The 20,007-nt window shown below is 69.7% G+C and carries 17 protein-coding genes; 12 read left to right on the forward strand and 5 right to left on the reverse strand.

From position 1 onward, the window contains the following. Positions 1-2 precede the first annotated feature (2 nt). Positions 3-917 carry an NAD(P)/FAD-dependent oxidoreductase gene (locus J2Z79_RS00770; protein ID WP_209464933.1) on the reverse strand — a complete coding sequence of 305 codons (915 nt, stop codon included), beginning with the start codon at positions 915-917 and terminating at the stop codon, positions 3-5. A gap of 206 nt (positions 918-1,123) precedes the next feature. Here J2Z79_RS00770 and speB point away from each other — a divergent pair, with 206 nt between their 5' ends. Beyond that, a complete protein-coding gene (gene speB, locus J2Z79_RS00775) occupies positions 1,124-2,110 on the forward strand; it encodes an agmatinase (protein ID WP_342589387.1) in 987 nt (328 codons plus the stop codon). Here speB and msrA read toward each other — a convergent pair. Beyond that, on the reverse strand, positions 2,107-3,066 hold the full coding sequence (gene msrA, locus J2Z79_RS00780) for a peptide-methionine (S)-S-oxide reductase MsrA (RefSeq protein WP_209464934.1): 960 nt from the start codon (positions 3,064-3,066) through the stop codon (positions 2,107-2,109). The genes speB and msrA overlap by 4 nt on opposite strands. A 1,360-nt stretch (positions 3,067-4,426) precedes the next feature. Between msrA and miaB the strand changes: the two genes are divergently transcribed. The 5 genes from miaB to J2Z79_RS18730 all read left to right on the forward strand — a co-directional run bounded on the left by miaB (position 4,427) and on the right by J2Z79_RS18730 (position 12,144). Further along, the gene (gene miaB, locus J2Z79_RS00785) at positions 4,427-5,830 is read left to right on the forward strand and encodes a tRNA (N6-isopentenyl adenosine(37)-C2)-methylthiotransferase MiaB (protein WP_209465051.1); all 1,404 of its coding nucleotides are present in this window, start codon (positions 4,427-4,429) and stop codon (positions 5,828-5,830) included. Between the two features lie 23 nt (positions 5,831-5,853). Beyond that, positions 5,854-6,264 carry a YlbF/YmcA family competence regulator gene (locus J2Z79_RS00790; protein WP_209464935.1) on the forward strand — a complete coding sequence of 137 codons (411 nt, stop codon included), beginning with the start codon at positions 5,854-5,856 and terminating at the stop codon, positions 6,262-6,264. A 135-nt stretch (positions 6,265-6,399) separates the two neighbouring features. Beyond that, positions 6,400-9,039: a DNA mismatch repair protein MutS gene (gene mutS, locus J2Z79_RS00795; RefSeq protein ID WP_209464936.1), complete on the forward strand. Its 2,640-nt coding sequence runs from the start codon at positions 6,400-6,402 to the stop codon at positions 9,037-9,039. 218 nt (positions 9,040-9,257) lie between these two features. Next, on the forward strand, positions 9,258-10,787 hold the full coding sequence (locus tag J2Z79_RS00800) for a hypothetical protein (RefSeq protein WP_209464937.1): 1,530 nt from the start codon (positions 9,258-9,260) through the stop codon (positions 10,785-10,787). Between the two features lie 181 nt (positions 10,788-10,968). Then, on the forward strand, positions 10,969-12,144 hold the full coding sequence (locus J2Z79_RS18730) for a stalk domain-containing protein (protein ID WP_209464938.1): 1,176 nt from the start codon (positions 10,969-10,971) through the stop codon (positions 12,142-12,144). Positions 12,145-12,547: 403 nt separating this feature from the next. On the opposite strand, the gene J2Z79_RS00810 is transcribed toward J2Z79_RS18730, so the two are convergent. Continuing rightward, positions 12,548-13,042 carry a DinB family protein gene (locus J2Z79_RS00810; RefSeq protein ID WP_209464939.1) on the reverse strand — a complete coding sequence of 165 codons (495 nt, stop codon included), beginning with the start codon at positions 13,040-13,042 and terminating at the stop codon, positions 12,548-12,550. A 259-nt stretch (positions 13,043-13,301) separates the two neighbouring features. Between J2Z79_RS00810 and J2Z79_RS00815 the strand changes: the two genes are divergently transcribed. Beyond that, positions 13,302-13,754, forward strand: coding sequence for an Hsp20/alpha crystallin family protein (locus J2Z79_RS00815; RefSeq protein WP_209464940.1), 453 nt, complete (start codon positions 13,302-13,304; stop codon positions 13,752-13,754). A 165-nt stretch (positions 13,755-13,919) separates the two neighbouring features. After that, positions 13,920-14,873, forward strand: a complete 954-nt coding sequence (locus J2Z79_RS00820) for a DMT family transporter (protein WP_209464941.1) — start codon at positions 13,920-13,922, stop codon at positions 14,871-14,873. A 26-nt stretch (positions 14,874-14,899) separates the two neighbouring features. Here the strand turns inward: J2Z79_RS00820 and J2Z79_RS00825 are convergent, their stop codons facing one another. Together J2Z79_RS00825 and J2Z79_RS00830 are read right to left on the reverse strand one after the other, a co-directional pair. Next, positions 14,900-15,295 (reverse strand): hypothetical protein, encoded by a 396-nt coding sequence (locus tag J2Z79_RS00825; protein WP_209464942.1) that lies wholly within the window; start codon positions 15,293-15,295, stop codon positions 14,900-14,902. A gap of 227 nt (positions 15,296-15,522) precedes the next feature. After that, positions 15,523-16,059, reverse strand: coding sequence for a histidine phosphatase family protein (locus tag J2Z79_RS00830; protein WP_209465052.1), 537 nt, complete (start codon positions 16,057-16,059; stop codon positions 15,523-15,525). Positions 16,060-16,258: 199 nt separating this feature from the next. Here J2Z79_RS00830 and J2Z79_RS00835 point away from each other — a divergent pair, with 199 nt between their 5' ends. From J2Z79_RS00835 to hfq, 4 genes are all read left to right on the forward strand, one after another. After that, a complete protein-coding gene (locus J2Z79_RS00835; RefSeq protein WP_209464943.1) occupies positions 16,259-16,729 on the forward strand; it encodes a hypothetical protein in 471 nt (156 codons plus the stop codon). Positions 16,730-16,809: 80 nt separating this feature from the next. Continuing rightward, positions 16,810-18,756 carry a DNA mismatch repair endonuclease MutL gene (gene mutL, locus J2Z79_RS00840; protein WP_209464944.1) on the forward strand — a complete coding sequence of 649 codons (1,947 nt, stop codon included), beginning with the start codon at positions 16,810-16,812 and terminating at the stop codon, positions 18,754-18,756. Continuing rightward, complete coding sequence (miaA, locus tag J2Z79_RS00845) at positions 18,753-19,685, forward strand: tRNA (adenosine(37)-N6)-dimethylallyltransferase MiaA (protein ID WP_245301791.1); 933 nt, start codon at positions 18,753-18,755, stop codon at positions 19,683-19,685. Before mutL ends, miaA begins: the two co-directional genes overlap by 4 nt. A 24-nt stretch (positions 19,686-19,709) precedes the next feature. Further along, on the forward strand, positions 19,710-19,982 hold the full coding sequence (gene hfq / locus J2Z79_RS00850) for an RNA chaperone Hfq (protein ID WP_209464945.1): 273 nt from the start codon (positions 19,710-19,712) through the stop codon (positions 19,980-19,982). The last annotated feature ends 25 nt before the right edge of the window (positions 19,983-20,007 follow it).

Consider the following 20,007-nt stretch of genomic DNA (forward strand, 5'->3'; position numbering starts at 1 on the left):
GCTCAGCTCAAGCTCAGGGCGATGCGCTTCGCCACCACCATCGCCTGCCCGCCGGCGGTCGCAAGGCTCTGGTAGGGCGGCGGCGTGCAGACGTCGCCCACGGCGAAGACCCCGGGCACCGAGGTCTCCCCGTAGCGGTCGGTGACGATGTGGCCCTCGGCGTCCAGCTCCACCTGCCCCGCGACCAGCTCGCTGTTCGGCGCGTTGCCGATGTAGATGCAGACGGCGTCGACCTCCAGCTCCCGCTGGCCGCCCGCCTCGGCCACGTCCACCAGCACGGACCCGGGGCCGACCCGGAAGCGCACCACCGTCGCCCCCGCCCGGTGGACCAGCTTCGGGTGCGCCAGGACCGGGGCCGCCAGATCCGGTCGGGCTCGGACCGCCCCCCGGGTCAGCAGGTAGACCCGGTCCGCCACCGGCAGCAGCATCCCGGCGTTCTCGAGCGCCCGGTCGCCGCCACCGATCACCGCCACCCGCCGCCCGCGGAACCAGGGCAGGTCGTGGGACGGGCGGCGGACCCAGCCGCCCCGGTGCAGCGCCTCCTCGCCCGCCACGTTCAGCCTCCGGGCCCGGAGCCCGGTGGCCAGGACCAGGGCGCGGCCGGAGACGGGGCCGGCCGGGGTCTCGCACGTGCGGTCGGAGGCGGAGACGGCGCTGACCGGCCGGTCCAGGTGGAGCGCCACGCCCGCCTCCTCCGCCTGGCGCAGGAGCCGCGCCGTGAGGGCGTCGCCGTTGGGCAGGTCGAGCCCCGGGTAATCGAAGACCCGCCCGCCGATGGCGTTCAGCTGGCCGCCGGCCCGGTTCTCCCGCTCCAGGACGACCGGTTCGAGGCCCAGGCGGCGGGCCCAGAGGGCGGTGGCGAGGCCGGCCATCCCTGCCCCGACGACGACCACGTCCCAGCGACCGGTTGCTGTCACCGTCGACGCCCCCCTCCGTCAAATGCAGTATTGTATATTCCACGCTGCAGGAGTATGCTTAGAGCCGCTTCCAGAGCAGGTGCGCCGCCCCGGGTGCGCTGCCCGGACTTGGCGGCTGCGGAAGCCGCCGCGCCGCGCTGCGGCGGGGCAGATTACGCGTGATGGATCCCCTGCATCCACGCGCGCAATAAGAGGAGTAGATCGCCGTGCAGTATCCGCTTTCGCCGGACGTGAAGCCCGAGTTCTGCACCACGGGCAGCTTCATGCGCCTCCCTTCGTCGCGGGAGGGCGCGCGCCTCGCCATCCTGGGCATGCCCTTCGACACCGCCGCCTCGTTCCGGGTAGGCGCCCGGTTCGGGCCGCAGGCGATCCGGCAGGCCTCGATGCTGCTCTTCCCCTACAACCCCGTGCAGGGCGTGTTCCCCTTCGAGGAGACCCACGGCATCGACATCGGCGATCTGTCGGTGATCCCGCACTCCATCCACCGCAGCTACGCGATCATCGCCGCGGCCGTGGAGGACCTGCTCCGGCGCGGCATCGTCCCCATCGGGCTCGGCGGCGACCACTCGGTCACCCTGGCCACGCTGCGCGCCGCGCACCGGGTGCACGGCCCGCTGGCCCTCATCCACATGGACAGCCACACCGACACCTGGGACACCTACTACGGTGAGAAGTACTGGCACGGCTCGCCCTTCATCCGCGCAGCGGAGGAAGGGCTGGTGGATCCCGCGAAGGTCTTCCAGATCGGGATCCGCGGCACCCTGAACCACCCGGGCGACATCTCCGCCAGCTTGGACCTGGGCTACAACGTGATCACCATGCGGGAGCTGCGCCAGCGGGGCATGGCGGCGGTCGTGGCCGAGGTGAAGGAGCGCATCGGGCAGAGCCCCTGCTTCCTCTCCTTCGACATCGACTTCGTCGATCCCGCCTTCGCCCCCGGCACCGGCACGCCGGAGGTGGGCGGCTACACGTCGCACGAGACGCTGGAGCTGGTGCGCAGCCTCACCGGGCTGAACTACGTCGGCTTCGACGTGGTGGAGGTGCTGCCCAGCCACGACCCGGCGCAAATCACGGCCCTCTTGGCCGCCACGCTGGTGCACGAGTTTGCCGCCCACGTGGCCCTGAACCTCAGGGCGCGGGGCGAGGCGCTGCCGGTGCCCGAGCTTCAGGCGGCCGCTCCGGCCTCCCGCTAGTCGAACAGCTTCCGGAGTTCGCCGTAGCCCTCCTTCTCCAGGTCCTCCTTGGGGATGAAGCGGAGGGCGGCGGAGTTGATGCAGTAGCGCAGTCCGGTCGGCGCCGGGCCGTCGGGGAAGACGTGGCCCAGGTGCGAGTCCGCACCCCGGCTGCGCACCTCGGTGCGGATCATGCCGTGGCTGAAGTCCGGCAGCTCCCTAATGTTCTCGGGCAACAGCGGCCGGGTGAAGCTGGGCCAGCCGCAGCCGGCGTCGAACTTGTCCTTGGAGCTGAAGAGCGGTTCGCCCGAGACCACGTCCACGTAGATGCCCTCCGCCGTGTGGTTCCAGTACTCCCCGGTGAAGGGGGGCTCGGTGGCGCCGTTCTGCGTGACCTCGTACTGGATGGGCGTCAGCCGCCGGCGCAACTCCGCATCCCGGTCTCGGTCGCGCCAGTGCTTCCGGATGAACGCGTCGCGGCCCGAGGCGATGCGGTAGCGCTGGTAGTGGACCGGGTTCTTCTTGTGGTAGTTCTGGTGATACTCCTCGGCCGGGTAGAAGGGGCCGGCGGGCAGGATCAGGGTCGCAATCGGCCTGTCGAACCGCCCGCTGGCCTCAAGCGCGGCTTTGGAGGCCTCCGCCAGGCGGCGCTGCTCCTCGTTGTGGTAGAAGATGGCCGTACGGTAGGAGTCGCCCCGGTCGTGGAACTGGCCCCCGGGGTCGGTGGGGTCGATCTGTTGCCAGAAGATGTCGAGCAGCCGCTCGTAGGGGAACACGGCGGGGTCGAAGGTGATCTGCACCGCCTCGAAGTGGCCGGTGGTACCGGCGCAGACCTCCTCGTAGGTGGGGTTTGCCTTGTGGCCCCCGGTATATCCTGAAACCACCTTGTGGATCCCGGGCTGCTCCTCGAAGGGGCTGACCATGCACCAAAAGCAGCCGCCTGCAAAGGTGGCCAACTGGTACCTTTCCTCTCCCATGGTGGATTCCCTCCCTGCTCTTCTGGACGATACGTGCCGCCTGCGCGGTACTCCAGGTGACAGCCTTCCCCAAAAGAGGAGGAGACCCTCGCTCAGTCGCCCAGGCGCGTTTCCCCCTGTGCAGGAAACCCGGCCTGATGGTCGAAGTGAAGGAATTTGCGGAAAAGCCGGGCATGCCGGGTTGACGATGCGAGTGAAGGTCGAGGGGGATACGATGGAGCGCGGGCCGGCACTGGTCCGAACCCCTCATCGACAGGGGTTCGGTGCCCGTCCGCAGGGCCGCGGGGATAATTCGCCCGAGCCATTACTGGATACAGTGGCAGGACGAGCATGGCGCGGTGCGGAGCCAGTCGCTGGATCCCATGGATTCGGGCCTCTACAGGGGCCACCGCGTCTTCGCAACCGATGACGGCCGCCGACTTCTGGTGGCCTTGTTGGAGAGCGTCGTCGCCCGCAACTCCGTCAGCGTCTGGGTGTGGGAGCTGGATGGGGATGAGTGGCGCCCGCTCGCCGGCGCCTTCGCGGGCACGGGGGACCGGGAGGTGCTTCCGGGGCTGTTCGTGGCGGAGGAAGCCGGTGGCGGGCTGAGAGCCAGCCAGGTCTCAGACTTGCCGGCGAGTCCGCCGCCCTATGTGGGATTCCATGCGTCCCTGACCCGTCCGCACTTCGTCCTTTGCGCGCTGAACGATCTCGGTCACACCAGCGACTGCAACAAGGCGCTGTGGACGGGCAGCCGCTTCGAGTTGGAGTCGAAGGAGTCCTGGGGCACGGCCGTGCGCCCCGTGGAGTGTGCACAGCTGACCCTCGCCGGCGAGGCGGGTCTCTGGAGCGGGAACCTCGATTGGGCGCTCGGCCGCCTCGGGACGCCGGCCGACCAGGCCGTCGACGGCCACAGGACCGACTGGCAGTACCCGGAACGGGGTCTGACCACGGCAGACCCGCCGAACGGCCCGATGGCGAGCTGGTGTGGTCGTACGGGGAGTGCCTGGTGGAACTCTCGGCCACGGTCTCTGACGGGCGGATCACTTCCCTGCGGTTGCTGGCGACGCATCTCGAGTAGGGCAGGCCTTCGGTCGCGGGCCCGTTAACCTGCGCGGGGGTTTCCCTTTTGAGCGGGAGCAGACTTGTGGTACACTACACTAGATGCACATTCCGTCGATCACCGCCCCAAAGGGGGAGACCATACATGGCGCAGAAGGACCATAGGGCAGACGACCTTAACCATATTCTCGACCGCGTCGAACAGATGATGAAGGACGGCACGCTGGAGGAGCTGCCGATGGTGACCCCCGGCATCGGCGCCGAGGAGGACCTGACGCCGGGCGGCTTCGACCACCTGGAGCCCGGGGGCGTCGGCCGCATGGCCATCGACCCCGACGCCGCCCGGCGCATCCACGGCAAGCCCGAGCCGCGGGTCCACATCGAGACCTTCGGCTGCCAGATGAACGAGCACGACACCGAGATCATGTACGGCATCCTCGGCCAGATGGGCTACGTGCGGGCGCAGGGGCCGAACGACGCCGACCTGCTGCTGTTCAACACCTGCGCCGTGCGCGAGTCGGCGGTGGAGCACGCCTTCGGCCGCATCGGCCAGTTGAAGCCGCTGAAGTACACCAACCCGGGCATGATCATCGGCGTCTGCGGGTGCGTGCCGCAGGTGGAGGGGCAGGTGGAGCGCATCAAGCGGATCTTCCCGTACCTCGACCTGATCTTCGGCACCCACAACATCCACCGGCTGCCCGAGCTGGTGGAGCGGGCCCGAGCGGAACGGGAGACCGTGGTGGACGTGTGGGAGTCGATGGGCGACGACTTCCCCGACATTCTGCCTGCCGCACGGGAGGGCGACCTGAAGGCCTGGGTCACCATCATGTACGGCTGCGACAAGCACTGCACGTACTGCATTGTGCCCACCACCCGCGGTGCCGAGCGGAGCCGGCCGCGCGAGGTGATCCTGGCCGAGGTACAGGAGCTGGCCCGGCAGGGCTTCAAGGAGATCACCCTGCTGGGGCAGAACGTCAACGCCTACGGCAAGGACCTCTACGGCCGCCACGGCGAGGACGCCTTCGACTTCGGCGACCTGGTCGAGCTGATCGACAAGAACAGCCCCGGCATTGAGCGCATCCGCTTCACCACGAACCACCCCAAGGACTTCACCCGCAAGATGGTGGAGCAGATCGCCCGCGCCGAGAAGGTCTGCGAGTGGTTCCACCTGCCGGTGCAGTCGGGCTCCGACTCGGTGCTGCGGCGGATGAAGCGGTCGTACAACCGGAAGCAGTACCTGCGCCTGGTCCAGTGGGTGCGGGAGCTGATCCCCGATGCGGTCATCACCACCGATATCATCGTGGGCTTCCCCGGCGAGACCGAGGAAGAGTTCCAGGAGACCCTCAGCCTCGTGGAGGAGGTCCAGTTCGACGCGGCCTTCATGTTCATGTACTCGGAGCGGGCCGGCACCCCGGCCGCCGAGATGGAGGACCGGCTCAGCGTGCCCGAGAAGAAGGAGCGGCTGCAGCGGCTGATCGACCTGCAGAACCGCATCGGCCGCGCCAAGAACGAGGCCCGGGTCGGCCGGGTCTACGACGTCCTGGTCGAGGGGCCCGACAAGGGCAAGCCCGACGTGGTCTTCGGCCGGACCCGGGGCAACATCCTGGTCACCTTCCCGGGTGACGAGTCGCTCCGGGGCCAGATCGTGCCCGTGCGCATCACCAGCGCCGGTACCTGGACCCTGGAGGGCGAGCGGGTGGCCAGCCCGGTCACCCTGGGTTAAACTGCATAACCGGAGGGATCGCCGTGTCGGTTGCGACACGCCAGAACGTGTGGGTGCTGGCCCGGGAGCTGGCCGAGGCCATCGCCGGGACGCCGGAGGTCCAGGAGTTCCGGCGCACGGAGGATGCCGTCCTCGCTGACCCGGAGGCCGTGGCCCTGATACGCGAGTACGAGGAAGCCAAGCGGGCGGTGAAGTTCTCCCGGAATGCCCCGCCCGAGGAGCAGCAGCGGCTGATCGAGCGGTTCCTGGCCGTCGAGGAGCGGTTCAACGCCCACGAGGCGATCCAGGCCTACTGGAACGCCCGGGTGGCCCTCGACGCCTTCATGGACCGGGTGAACGCCGTGGTCACGTTCCCGATCACCGGCCGGGAGGCGCCGAAGGTGAAGGGCGGCGCCTGCGGCTCGGGAGGCGGCGGCTGCGGCTGCGGGGGCTAGTGGATAGAGGATGTCGGGAGGGGGGCACTCGCCCCCCTCCCGACTTGCAAAGGCAGGTACAGGCACCCCGGCTGCCGAAAACTAGCCGGAACGATTGTGCGACCCGGACGGGGTCAACCCGTGCGGACGAGGAGGATGTGCGGCGAAGTGGACGCAGCGCAGGCAACACCCATGTTCGCCCAGTACCTGCAGATCAAGGAGCAGTACCCGGACTGCATCCTGTTCTACCGGCTGGGCGACTTCTACGAAACGTTCATGGAAGACGCCGAACTGGTGGCCCGGGAGCTGGAGCTGGTCCTCACCGGACGCGACGCCGGCAAGGGGCTGGGCCGGGTTCCCATGGCCGGCATCCCGTACCACGCGGCCGAGGGCTACATCGCCCGGCTGATCGACAAGGGCTACAAGGTGGCCATCTGCGACCAGCTGGAGGACCCGAAGCTGGCCCGGGGCCTGGTGAAGCGGGACGTCACCCGTGTGGTCACGCCCGGCACGCTGGTGGAGCCGCGGCTCCTGCCCGAGAAGGCCAACAACTTCCTGGCCGCGGTGGCCTGGTCCAAGGCCGGCTTCGGCCTGGCGGTGGTGGACCTCTCCACCGGCGAGTTCGCGGCAGCCCAGCTGAACGGGGCGGACAGCCTCCGGCAGCTGCTGGAGGAGATCGGCCGGCTGGAGCCCCGGGAGGTCATCCTGGAGCCGGGGCTGGCCTCCGAGCCGTCGGTGACCGGGCCCCTGAAGAACGCCGGCATCGCCGTCTCCCCGTTCGACGGGCGCCACTTCAACCACCAGGCCGCCTACCGGCGGCTGACCCAGCACTTCGGCACCAGCAGCCTGGCGGGGTTCGGCTGCGAGCACCTGGAGCTGGCTACCCGGGCGGCCGGAGCGGCACTGGCCTACCTCGCGGAGATGCACCGGTCGAGCCTGAGCCACGTGAGCGGGCTCGCCGTCTACTACCCGGGCGACTACATGGTACTGGATCCCGCCACCCGGCGGAACCTGGAGCTGACCCGCTCGCTCCGGGACGGCGGGCGCCGCGGCACCCTGCTCTGGGTCGTGGACCGGACCGTGACCGCCATGGGCGCCCGCATGCTGAAGGGCTGGCTGGAGCGGCCCCTCCTGGACCTCGCGCAGATTCAGGCGCGCCACGCGGCGGTGGCGGAGCTGGTCAACAAACCCGTGCTGCGCGCCGACCTGCGGGCAATGCTGCAGGACGTCCACGACCTGGAGCGGCTGGCCGGCCGCGTGGCCGTGGGTACCGCCAACGCCCGCGACCTGGTGGCGCTCAAGGCCTCGCTGGTCGCCCTTCCCTCTATCCGGGTGGTGATGGAGGAGGTCACGGCGCCTCGCCTCGTGGAGCTGCGGGACCGGTTGGACATGCTGGACGACGTGCGCGACCTGATCGAGCAGGCCATCGCCGACGAGCCGCCGGTGGCGCTGACGGAGGGCGGCCTGCTGAAGGACGGCTTCCACCCCGAGGTCGACGAGCTGCGGCGCATCGCCCGGGACGGCAAGGCCTGGATCGCCCAGGTGGAGGCGCGGGAGCGGGAACGGACGGGGATCAAGTCGCTCAAGATCGGCTACAACAAGGTCTTCGGCTACTACCTCTCGGTGACCCGGGCCAACCTCGCCCTGGTGCCGGCCGACTACATCCGCAAGCAGACCCTGGCCAACGAGGAGCGGTTCATCACGCCCGAGCTGAAGGAGCTGGAGGAGAAGGTGCTCCACGCCGGCGAGCGGCTGATGAGCCTCGAGTACGAGCTCTTCCTGGAGATCCGGCAGCAGGTGGCCGCCGAGATCACCCGGATCCAGCGCTCAGCCCGGGCCGTGGCCGAGCTGGACGCCCTGGCGTCCTTCGCCGAGGTGGCCTCGCTCTACGGCTACTGCCAGCCGCTGATGGACAGGTCCACCGTGCTGGAGCTGCGGGGTGCCCGCCACCCGGTGCTGGAGCGGGTGATGCCCGAGGGCACCTTCGTGCCCAACGACCTGCTGGTGGACACGGCCGAGAACCGGCTGCTCCTGATCACCGGGCCGAACATGGGCGGCAAGTCGACGGTGATGCGGCAGGCGGCGCTGGCGGTGATCCTGGCCCAGGCGGGCTCCTTCGTCCCGGCCGAGGCGGCGCACATCGGGCTGGTGGACCGGGTCTTCACCCGCGTCGGCGCCTCGGACGACCTGGCCACGGGGCAGTCCACCTTCATGGTGGAGATGACCGAGGTGGCCAACATCCTGCACGCCGCCACGGAGCGCTCGCTGGTGGTGCTGGACGAGGTGGGCCGCGGCACGGCCACCTTTGACGGCCTCTCGATCGCCTGGGCGATCACCGAGCACATCCACCAGCACATCGGCTGCCGGACGCTCTTCGCCACCCACTACCACGAGCTCTGCGAGCTCGAGGGCCTGCTGCCGGGCGTGAAGAATTACTCGGTGGCGGTGATGGAGAAGGGCGAGGAGATCATCTTCCTCCGCAAGCTGGTGCGGGGCGGGGCAGACCGCTCCTACGGCATCCAGGTGGGCCGCCTGGCCGGCCTGCCGTCCACTGTGGTGGAGCGGGCCCGGGAGATCCTGGCCACGCTGGAGCAGCAGGAGGGGGAGCGCAAGTCCAGGCGGGAGGCCGCGGCGCAGAAGCTCCGGCGGCAGCCGCCCGTGCAGCTCACCTTCTTCGAGCCGAAGAAGGACCCGGTTGTGGAGGAGCTGCTGGGCCTGAACGTGATGGCGCTCACCCCCATCGAGGCGCTGAACGTGCTGTACCAGCTGCAGGCGAAGGCGAAGGAGAGCAGGTAGCCTGGCGGTGCGCCGAAGCCGTGGTCCGGGATGTACACATGCCGGACCACGGCTTTCCTTTTGGCCGCCGACCCCGAGGCAGCGGGGGCCCTGTTTCGGATCGTGCGAGCACCCCATCCCGCTTAATTGGTGTACTTCTTGAAGGGTTTATCGCATGAATGGCAAACCCCTGGAATTGATGTGCACTCGCACAGCAGTAACCGAAGGAGGGTGTGTGTATGCGAAGGTTCCTAGCAGGGCTCTTATCCATTCTGTTGCTGCTGATCCCGATCCCCTCCCTGGCGGTTGAGGTCGAACCCGTCGGTGCGGGCCCCGCCGAAGCCGCCCCCGCGGAGGCGAGCGAGGCCGGGTCCGCAGAGACTGCCGGAACACAGGTGGACGAGGCCGCCCTCGCCTTGCTCCGGAAGATCAACGAGATCCAGGAAGGGAAGTTCGTGGGCGAGATGCGGATCGCGGCCGATGCCGGCGGCTTCGGCGTCTGGGTTCGCATCGAGATGGAGGCGTATGCCCAGGGAGAGAACGCGCTTCTCCATTACCGGGCCAATCTCCTCGGCCAGCCGATCAACGCGGGAATCGCACGGTACGAGAACGAGGCCTGGTTCAACGCGAACGGGACCTGGCTGCCCCTGGGCCCGCAAGGGGGTTCCGGTGACGTGCTCGAAGCGCTGGACGTGCTGGCCACCGCCGGCGCCCTCGACCCCGCGGCCGCGGAACTGCTGAGGCAGGCGCAGATCAGCGTGTCGCAGGAGACCGTGGACGGCGTGGCGTACGACGTCCTGCACATCACGCTGCACCAAGGCGCCCTGGGAGCGCTGTTCGGAAGCCTCCTGGACACGATGGGCTCCGCTTCCCTGATGGCCCCTGGTGCCGCCGCCGGGGGCGGGTTCGATGAGGTCGCTGCGACCGGTCACTACTGGGTTGAACGGGAGACACAGACCCTGCGCCGGGTCGCCACCGAAGTCTCGCTGAAGACGAGCGAACCGGCGATGGCCGTCACCGCTGAAGGCGATCTCTACTTCCACCCCCTGGAGGGGCCGATCCCCTTCCCGGATGAGATCACCGCCGCTGCTCCGACTCCGGTGGTCCCCGCGCCGCCCCACGCGGACGCGAAACCCCTTCCGTTCCCGCACGAACTGCTTGAGAAGTTCAGGGGGAGCAGCTTCAAGGCCACCGGGCAGGTCTACGCCTCGATCGACAGCGAGACGACCTGGGGCGGAGCCCTGCTGGACGCAGAACTGTACACCAAGGATGGCGAGCGGGTAGCCCGCACGCAGGGGAATCTGCTCGGTACGCCTGTGCAGAGCGGAGTGGCCGTTCGCAGCGGATCCGTCCGGATCCTGGGGGCCGACGGGTCGTGGGAGCAGTCCGACGGGGCGCTGGGCGGCGTCGGACCGTTTGACCTCCCCGCCGCCTTCCTCAACCTGCCCGGATGGACCTTCCGGATGGAACGCATGCGGATGTACGAGGACGTCCTGGACGGCAGGGCGGTCTACGTGCTCGAGATGGAAGGCGGACATGCCGCCGTCACCTACCTGTCCGGCGCGAGCCTTCCCGAGCATCCCGAGAACGAGGTGAGCATCACCCTGCTCCTGGATAAGGAGAGCGGCCTGCCCATCCAGCAGGACATGTTCGTGTGGGTGGTGGACGAGCAGGGGCGGACGCACACCCTGTACGGGACGCTTGAGATCGAACCCTGGAAGGAGCCGCTGCCCTTCCCCGGTGAGCCCGCGCCATCCATCCAGGACTGACACGATCACGCCCCGGGGCGATGCCCCGGGGCGTCAGTCGTCCGCCGGGTCTTCTCCCCTGAGCACCAACCGGCGACGGCAGAAAACCCCTGCATCAACCCGGGGGAATGCGGCGCATGCGGCGAATATTCCTTATCTGTGTGCCCCGGGCACAGTACTCCGGCTGGAGAGGGGTATCTGCATGCGTCGTTTCGCGCTTCCGCTGCTCCTCCTGTGGCTTCTTTCCCTGCCGCTCCCGGCGCTGGCCGATGCGCCCGTGCGGCTCGTCATCAACGGCGTCGAGATCCGCCCGGACGTGCCGCCCATGATCCAGGACGGGCGGACGCTGGTGCCCATCCGATTCCTGGCCGAACCCTTGGGCTTCGCGGTCGCCTGGGACGGCGATACCGGCACCGTCACGCTCAGCGGGCCGAAGGTCATCCAGCTGACGGTGGGCAGGGATGAGGCCGTGGTGGACGGCGCCGCGGTGGTGCTGGACGCGCCGGCGGTGAACGTGGGCGGGCGGGTGCTGATCCCTCTGCGGTTCGTCGCCGAGCAGCTGGGCGCCGAGGTGGGCTGGGACGGCGAGAGCCGGACCGTGGCGGTGTCTGCGCCGTGGCTGCCTGCGGAGGCTGTGGTGAACCCGGCCGTCCTGGCCGCGCTGGGTGAGCCGGCCTGGCTGGTGGGCGGCCGCGCCTTCGGCGACTTCACCGTGACGATGGAGGTCCTGGGGGCCGAGTTGAGCGGCTCGGCCCAGTTCGACGCCTTCCGGGACGGCGAGGACTTCCTGGTCCTCGTCCGCATGCGTGCCGATGGCCTCGGGCTTGGGGCGCAGACGGGCGTGGCGACCGTCCGGGGCCGGACCTGGGTCCTCGGACGGGACGGGTCCTGGGAACCGCAGCCCCCGGAGGCGCCGGTCCAGGTGCCGATGCTCCCGGAGGACGGACTCGGTGCATCGCTGCGCGTCGGGCTGCTGCCCTTTGGCGCCGAGGCCCTCGCGAGCGCGCAGGTAAGCCGGGGCGAGGAGGTCGTGGACGGCGTCGTGTACGACGTGACCACCGTCTCCCTGGACGAGGCGGCGGTGAGGGCATGGCTGGGAGAGGCGGCCGCCACGCTCGCAGATGCGGGATTTTCGGCGACCTTCTGGGCGGAGCGGGGAACCGGCCTGCTGAAGCGGGCCGACCTGGCCCTGCGGGCGGAGGACCCGCTGGGCACGGTGTTCCGGCTGCACGGGTCGCTGCACTTCGAGCCGTGGGCGCAGCCGATCCCGTTCCCGCCCGAGATCCTGGCCGAATCGCGCGCAGAAGCCCCCGGACGAGCGCCGGGGGCTTCGCATTGCGAGGGTGTTTCGGGCGCAGCAGGTCCCGGGTGTGCATGATGATCTGCAGGCCGTCGCTGGGAGATCCCCTTTGACAGCGCGTGGGAACGAGGGGCATCACCATCGTCCACAATCCGCCGGGTTCCCGGGCCACAGGGCCAGCAGGGGCAGGGCCGAGGCCAGGGGCCGCCGAAGAGGCCGAGCCCCCCGTTCACCTCGATCCGCAGTGGGCCCAGGGGCAGGACCGCCCTCCACCGGCTGGAAGGGTTTCCGTACCGGATCGTCGCCCCGCGGTTGCTGCGCGCGAAGCCCGCGAGGGCGTGGCCGAGTTCGTGGACGAAGGCGGCCGGGAAGAAGCCGAACGTTCCCAATCGGCCGGCCTGAGACCCTGCGGCGGTTCACCGCTCCCCCGTGCCCCGCACCCGCAGGCCTGCGGAAGGGCAAAGGCCGCAGGCAGCGCGGGCTACGACTCCGGCTTGAGAAAACGCTTGATGATCATGATCTGGCCGCAGTGCGATGCCATGTGGAAGGGCAGCAGCTTCAGGAAGAAGGGCACGGAGGTCGGGCGGTCCCCGATGGTCAGGGTGCGCTCAAGGTCAGCCGCCGTGAGCCCCTCCAGCACCTCCGTCAGGAAGGCCCTGGCCCGGTCGAGCTTCTCCGTCAGGGCGTCGGCGCTCTCGCCCGGGTCGGCGGCGGCGATCGGCCGGCCGCCGGGGGCAGGGGTGTACCGGTCCAGCAGGACGGCCTTGCGCAGGTCCTCGGGGGCACGGCGGCCGGACAGCAGTTCCCCGATGGTGACCTCCGTGGCCGCCATGTGCAGCACCAGGGTCGCCGCGCTGTTGGCCAGGCCGGGCGGGACGAACTCCAGCTGCTGGGGAGTGAGCCCGCGGATGGCGTTCTTCACGGACCGGAGCGCGAAAGCAAGCTGGTCGGAACAGGCTTGTGCCTCGGCGATCATGTCGTCAACCTCCTTTGATATTGCAGAGGATTCGGCGGGTTCCGCCGATTTCCTCCGCTGGTCTGTCGCCCACGTGCACCCGCAGGCGCGGACTTCCACCGCAGACGGGCGCGCCGGGCAGGGCGCACTGCTTGCGCCCGGGCACCCGCGGTGGGCCGGCACGTCATCGACGGCCGGGCGGTTGGACATACTGAGACTCTGCGAGGCGCCGCGGTTGCCGGGGCGGCGCCCACGAGCAAGGCGCAGAGGAGGGAGTAAGGTGGACCTCATTCCGTGGAATCCCTTTCGCGAGCTGGAGCGCGTGCGGTCGCCCCTGGACCGCCTCTTCACGGACCCCGTGTTCGGAACGGGGATGACCTTCGGGGGTGCGCTGAACGCCTTCCCTGTCGAGGTCGTGGAGCAGGGCGGCGACGTGGTGGTGCGCTGCGAGCTGGCCGGCATCGATCCGGAAGAGGTGGACGTGCGGATCACCGACCAGGGCGTGACGATCCGGGGCGAGCGGAAGGCCGAGGAGACGGGGCGGCAGGGCGGCACCTACCGCACCGAGCGCTTCTACGGCACCTTCAGCCGCACGGTCGGCTTCCCGGTGCCGGTGGACAGCGACCAGGCGACGGCCACCTTCCGCCACGGCCTGCTGGAGGTCCGGGCGCCGAAGCGGAACCCCGACGCGGGGCGGGACGGGCGCAAGCTCAACATCGACACGGTGCACTGATGAGGGACCGGGGCCGGCATCGCCCCCGGTCCTTTTCCTTTCCCGGAGCAAAACCCGCCGGAACACCCGCCAGCCCTGAAACGTCCAATACATCCGATAAGTGCGTTGCGCCCGGCGACCGGGAGTGGGGCCAGGAGAGCGGGGCAACAGGGGACGGGGGATGGGATGAGCCCGGTTCATGGTCGGAGGCTGCTGGGCGATCTGCTGGTCATCGCCGGCGCCTCACTGTGGGGGACCCTCGGAATCGTCGTGAAGTCGCTGTACGAGAGCGGACTCTCCACCGAGGTCATCGTCACGGTGCGGGCGACGCTGGCCACGGTGCTGCTTCTCGCGCTGCTGGGCACGATCCGGCCGGCGCTGCTGCGCGTTCACCTCAGGGATGTGCCCCTGTTCGCCCTCTACGGGCTGGTGAGTGTGGCCGCGTTCAACCTGCTGTACTTTGCCACGATCCAGCGCCTCTCGGTGGCTGCCGCGGCGGTGCTGATGTACACGGCGCCCGCCTTCGTCGCCGTCGCGTCCTATCTGACGCTGGGTGAGCCGCTCACCCGGACCAAGGTGACGGCGCTGGTGCTCACCCTGGTCGGCTGCGCCCTGGTGGCCCGGGCGTACGAGCCCGACACCTTCAGGGGCCAGGCCCTGGGCCTGCTCACCGGGCTGGGGTCCGGGTTCACCTACGGGATGTACTCGGTCTTCGGCAAGCACGCTCTGAAGCGGTACAAGACCTGGACCGTGCAGGTCTACGCGCTGGCGGCCGGCGCCCTGCCCCTGCTCCTGCTGTACGGGCGGGAGGCCGCCGTCACCGTGGTCCGCTCCCCGCAGGGGATTCCCGGGCTGCTCTACCTGGCCCTCGTGACGACGCTGGGTGCCTACGGCCTCTACCTGGCCGGGCTGCAGCGGGTGGAGGCCAGCCGGGCGAGCATCATCTCGACCATCGAACCCGTCATCGCCGCCCTGCTCGGGTTCTGGGTGTTGCACGAGTCCCTGAGCCTCGCCCAGGTCGCGGGCATCGTGCTCGTGCTGGTCAGCGCAATCGTCCTGAACCTGCCGGCGGAGACGTCCGGTGCGGCGGCCGAAGGGGGAGGGGCCGCCGCAGACGGCGGCAGCGTGAGCGGAGACTAACCATCATGCAGGGACCGGGGCTGAGGTCAGCCCCGGTCCCCCGCATCCAGCAGGCTCGGGAGGGTCGGCAGCACCAGCGAGGTCTCGGGCGCGAAGAGCTCGCCCTCCCACCCCGGCTCCCGGTAGAGGGGAAAGGGGGAGAGCACCAGGGTCCGGCCCCGCACCAGGGCGGCGATGAGCTGGTTGTGCACGCCGTCCACGAGGGCGATCCGCAGGGGGGCTGCGCCCTCGTAGACCACCTCGAGCACGTGCGCCCGCTGCTCGGGTGCGAAGCGCCAGGCGGCCTCGTAGGCGGTGGGCCGGTCGGCCAGGAGCGCGAGCAGGGACTCCGTCCAGCCGGGGCAGTAGATGGCGACGGCCTGCCGGGCCGGGCCGCTGAACTCGGCGGCCTGGGTGGGCAGGTGCACGGGCGAATCTGTCATGGCGTCTTCTCCTTGACGGGGCCGGATGAGGGCTTCGCTTGGTCGGTCGGTTCTGTCTGCCCTAGGTTTTGCCATTCTGGTGTACCTGTACTTCATGGTGGCGATCATCCGGTAGCACGGTGGCGCAGACGCCTGGTCCGGGCCGCGCACGTCGCACACCGAACAGAGAGACATCCTGTAAGCGGCAGGGCGGGGCCGTCGCTTCCTTGCCGTGTTGTTGAATCCGACTACAGGTCTGACGAAGGCAATTGGTAAACGGTGTGCTCCCCGCAGGCCACGGACCGCCCCGTCAGCGCCTCGATGACGGTGCCGTGGCAGACGACGATGGTGTGATCCTGGTCCGAGTACCGGTGCAGCACGTCCAGAACCCGCCGGCGCACCTGCGACAGCGGCTCCCAGCCGCGCGGCTGACCCTCCGGCCACTCGCCGCCGCAGCGGGCCATTTCCGCCGCGGCGGCCAGCGCGACGGCACTGGAATCGTAGGCCTGAGTCAGGTCCGGAAGCCACTCGTGCAGGTCGAACTCCACGGCGAGGGGCAGGTCGAGGGCCCGGCTGATGACGGCGGCGGTCTGCAGCGCCCGCGTCAGGGGCGAGGAGAGCACCAGGCGGGCCGGAGCGTGGCGCAGGCGGTCGGCGGCTGCCCCGGCCTCGGTGACGCCCCGCGGCGAAAGGGGAACCCAGTCGCGCATGCCGCCCCGGAGCCGGCGCGCCTCCGCGAGGTCGTAGCGGGCGGTGCCGTGCCTGACGAGTATGAACGTCGCGATCGCAAACCCTCCTCAAGTGCAGTGACTCCCCGGCAGATTCGCCCCCACCGGTGCATCATCCTCCCCTGGCGCCCCGCACGGCCAGGGCCTGGGGGCGCTCACACCCGCAGAAATCCGTCAACGGAAACGCTTGCCTCCGCGTGCGAGTCATGCCACAATGTGACGGTGGGGATATTCCCTGGAGGAGTGAACAATCGCAGTGTTTACCTGGTGGCAATGGCTTCTCATCGTGCTGGCCGGCCTCGGCGTCGGCTTCTTTATCCTCATCCAGACCCCGTGGTTCAAGGTTCGGAAGTACGCAATGGACCTGAAGCGCATCTACGACAAGCACAAGCTCCAGGAGAAGGCCGAGCAGGCGCAGGCCCTCGGTCAGAACCCCAACCAGAACCCGGTGCTCCTGCGCAAGCCGCTGCGAGAGCTGATCTCCACATACGAGGCGCTCATCGCCGACATGAACAAGCTCAAGGTCCCCGCCAAGGCGCAGACGCTCCACGAACTCTCCGTCAACGCCGCAAAGGAGTCGCTGGCGATGTACCAGATGGCCGCCGTCGGCGGCTTCCGCCAGAAGGCGCTTCTGGAGCGGCACAAGAAGGTCCAGCGGATGCAGGAGCAGATCCAGGCGGAGATGGAAAAGCTATACGGCAAGCCCAAGGAGCCCAAGAAGAAGTAAGCCCAGCGGCGGCGGCCTCCGGCGTGGAGGGCGCCGCCGAACTGTAAGCGGTCCTCTGCAGCCGCGTCGGAGGTGACCCCATGGCACGGATTCACCTGCTAGACGAACAGACCGCCAACCAGATCGCCGCCGGCGAGGTGGTGGAGCGGCCGGCCAGCGTGGTGAAGGAGCTGGTCGAGAACGCCCTGGACGCGGGGGCGAAGCGCATCGTCGTCGAGGTGAGCGGCGGCGGGCGCGACCTGGTGCGGGTCAGCGACGACGGCTCCGGCATGCTGCCCGAGGACGCCAGGCTGGCCCTGCAGCGGCACGCCACCTCCAAGATCCGCACCGCCGACGACCTCTCCTGCATCACCACCATGGGCTTCCGCGGCGAGGCGCTGCCCTCCATCGCCGCCGTCGCCCAGTTCGAGCTGGTCACCCGTCCCCACGACCAGCTGGCAGGCTACCGCATCGTCGTGGAGGGCGGGCAGATCACCGAGGCGGGCGAGCACGGCTGCCCAGCCGGCACCCGGGTGACGGTGCGCAACCTCTTCTACAACGTCCCTGCCCGGCTGAAGTACCTGAAGACCAACGCCACGGAGATGGGCCAGATCGGCGACATGCTCACCCGGCTCGCCCTGGCCAACCCGGACGTGGCCTTCCGCTTCCACAGCGGCCAGGTCCAGGTGTTCGCCACCCCGGGCAACGGCGACCTGATGGGGGCCATCACCGCGCTCCTGGGCCGCGAGGTGGCCAAGGAGCTGATCCCCGTCGACTACCGGGACGACGCCGCCCGGGTCTGGGGCTACATCGGCCGCCCGTCCATCGCCCGGGCCGGGCGCAACCACCAGTACTTCTTCGTCAACCGGCGCGCCATCCGCACCATCGGCGCCCGCTACGCCCTGGAGGAGGCCTACGCCCACCTGCTGCCGGGCGGGCGCTATCCGGTTTGCATCCTCTTCATCGAGGTGGAGCCCCGGGAGGTGGACGTGAACGTGCACCCCACCAAGGCCGAGGTCCGCTTCGAGCGGGACCGGGAGGTGCGGGCCGCCGTCTACAAGGCCGCGCGCCAGGGGCTGGGCGGGGCGCTCCTGATCCCCGGCACCGAGATCACCGCCGACGGCGAGGTACAGGTGCCGGACCGGGCCGCCGAGAAGGCTGCCATCCAGCGCGGATGGGTGCCCCCGGGGGCCCGCCGCCCCGGCGAGGGGGGCGGGCGCGCCGCACCCCCGCCGTGGCAGGCCGGCGGAGCGCAGACAGCGCGGAGTAGCGCCGCCGAGACTGCGGCACCCTACGGGGGACGAAGCGCGGCGCCTCCGGAAAGCTGGGGCCCCGCGCCGCTCCCTGCCGGCGGCCTGCAGTCGATCCTGGCCGACCGGGCGGCCGGCGAGGTCGCCGCCACAGGGATTACTCAGGTGACGCAGGCGATCCTGGTTCCCCACCCCACGGACCCGGCGGGGCTGATCCGGGCCCTGCGTCCGCTGGGGCAGATCCACCGCTCCTACATCGCCTGCGACGGGCCGGAGGGGCTGTACCTCATCGACCAGCACGCCGCGCACGAGCGCATCTTCTTCGAACGGCTCTACCGCGCTGCGGAGGAGGCGGAGGCGGCGGTGCAGCCGCTCCTCTTCCCGATCACCCTCGACCTCACCCCGGCGCAGATGGCGCTGTGGCAGGAGAACGCCGCGATCTTCGCGGAGAGCGGGTTCGAGGCCGAGCCCTTCGGCGGCAGCACCCTGCTGATCCAGGGCGTTCCGGCCGGTCTGGGGCCCGACCACGTCGCACGCCTGGTCTCCGACTTCCTGGACCGCCTCCAGGAGGAGCGGATCGCGCCCGGCACGTCCGTCACCGACCGGCGGCGGCGGGTCGTGGCGGCCATGGCGGCGTGCAAGGCGGCCATCAAGGCGCGGGACGCCCTGCAGCCGGAGGACATCGCCGCGCTCCTCTCCGACCTCGCGGCCTGCGAGTCGCCGGCCACCTGCCCCCACGGGCGGCCGACGATCATCTGCGTGCCGGTGGAGGAACTGGAGAAGAGGTTCAAGCGATGAAGCTGCCTCTTCTGGTGCTGGTCGGCCCCACTGCGGTGGGCAAGACCGCCCTCTCGGTGGCGGTGGCGCAGGAAGTGGGGGCGGAGATCATCTCCGGCGACTCGATGCAGGTCTACCGCGGGATGGACGTGGGCACCGCCAAGATCACCCCGGAGGAGATGGGGGGCGTGCCCCACCACCTCATCGACATCAAGGATCCGGACGAGGAGTTCTCGGTGGCCGAGTTCCAGGCCCGGGTGGACAGGCTGGTGCGCGTGATCCACGCCCGGGGCCGGCTGCCGATGCTGGTGGGCGGCACGGGGCTCTACGTGCGGGCGGTGGTGGAGGACTACACCTTCACGGAACTGGAACCCGACCCGGAGCTGCGGCAGCGGCTCCGGGAGGAGGAGGCGCGCAACGGGCCCGGCTACCTGCATGCGCGCCTGGTAGAGGTGGACCCCGTCTCGGCGGCCCGCCTGCACCCCAACGACATCATCCGCATCGTGCGGGCGCTGGAGGTCTACCACCTGACCGGGGTGCCCATCTCCGCCACGCAGACCGCCGCGTTGTCCGAGCCGCGGTACGACGACCTGATGATCGGCCTGACGATGGACCGGCAGCAGCTTTACGCCCGCATCGACGAGCGGGTGGACGCAATGCTGGCCGCCGGCTGGCTTGACGAGGTGAAGCGGCTCCTCCACAGGTACCCCCCGCACCTGAAGCCGATGGAGGCCCTGGGCTACCGGGAGCTGGTCCTCTACCTGCGGGGGATGCTCACCTGGGCGGAGGCCGTGGCCCTGATCAAGCGGAACACGCGCCGCTTCGCCAAGCGGCAGTTCACCTGGTTCCGGCGGGAGCGCCGCCTGATCTGGCTGGACGTGACGACCCCGGAGGCGCGAAACCGGGCCCGGGCCGAGGTCGTCAGACTGGTGAAAGAGAAGTGGCCCTAACAGAGAGAGGGAGGGGCGGATCGAGTGACCAAGGCACAGGCCAACCTGCAGGATGGCTTCCTGAACCTCCTGCGGAAGGAGAACGTCCCGGTGACCGTCTTCCTGGTCAACGGCTACCAGCTCAAGGGACAGATTCGCGGCTTCGACAGCTTCACCGTCGCGGTGGAGGGCGAGGGCAAGATTCAACTGGTGTACAAGCACGCGCTCTCCACGATCACGCCGATGCGCCCGCTTCCCATGACGATCGCCCAGCTGATGCGGGGCGAGGAGGGGCAGGAGACGGAGCAGGGAGCATAAGCAGCGGGGACCGCCGCAGGGCGGT

The organism is Symbiobacterium terraclitae (assembly GCF_017874315.1).
GTDB lineage: Bacteria > Bacillota > Sulfobacillia > Symbiobacteriales > Symbiobacteriaceae > Symbiobacterium > Symbiobacterium terraclitae.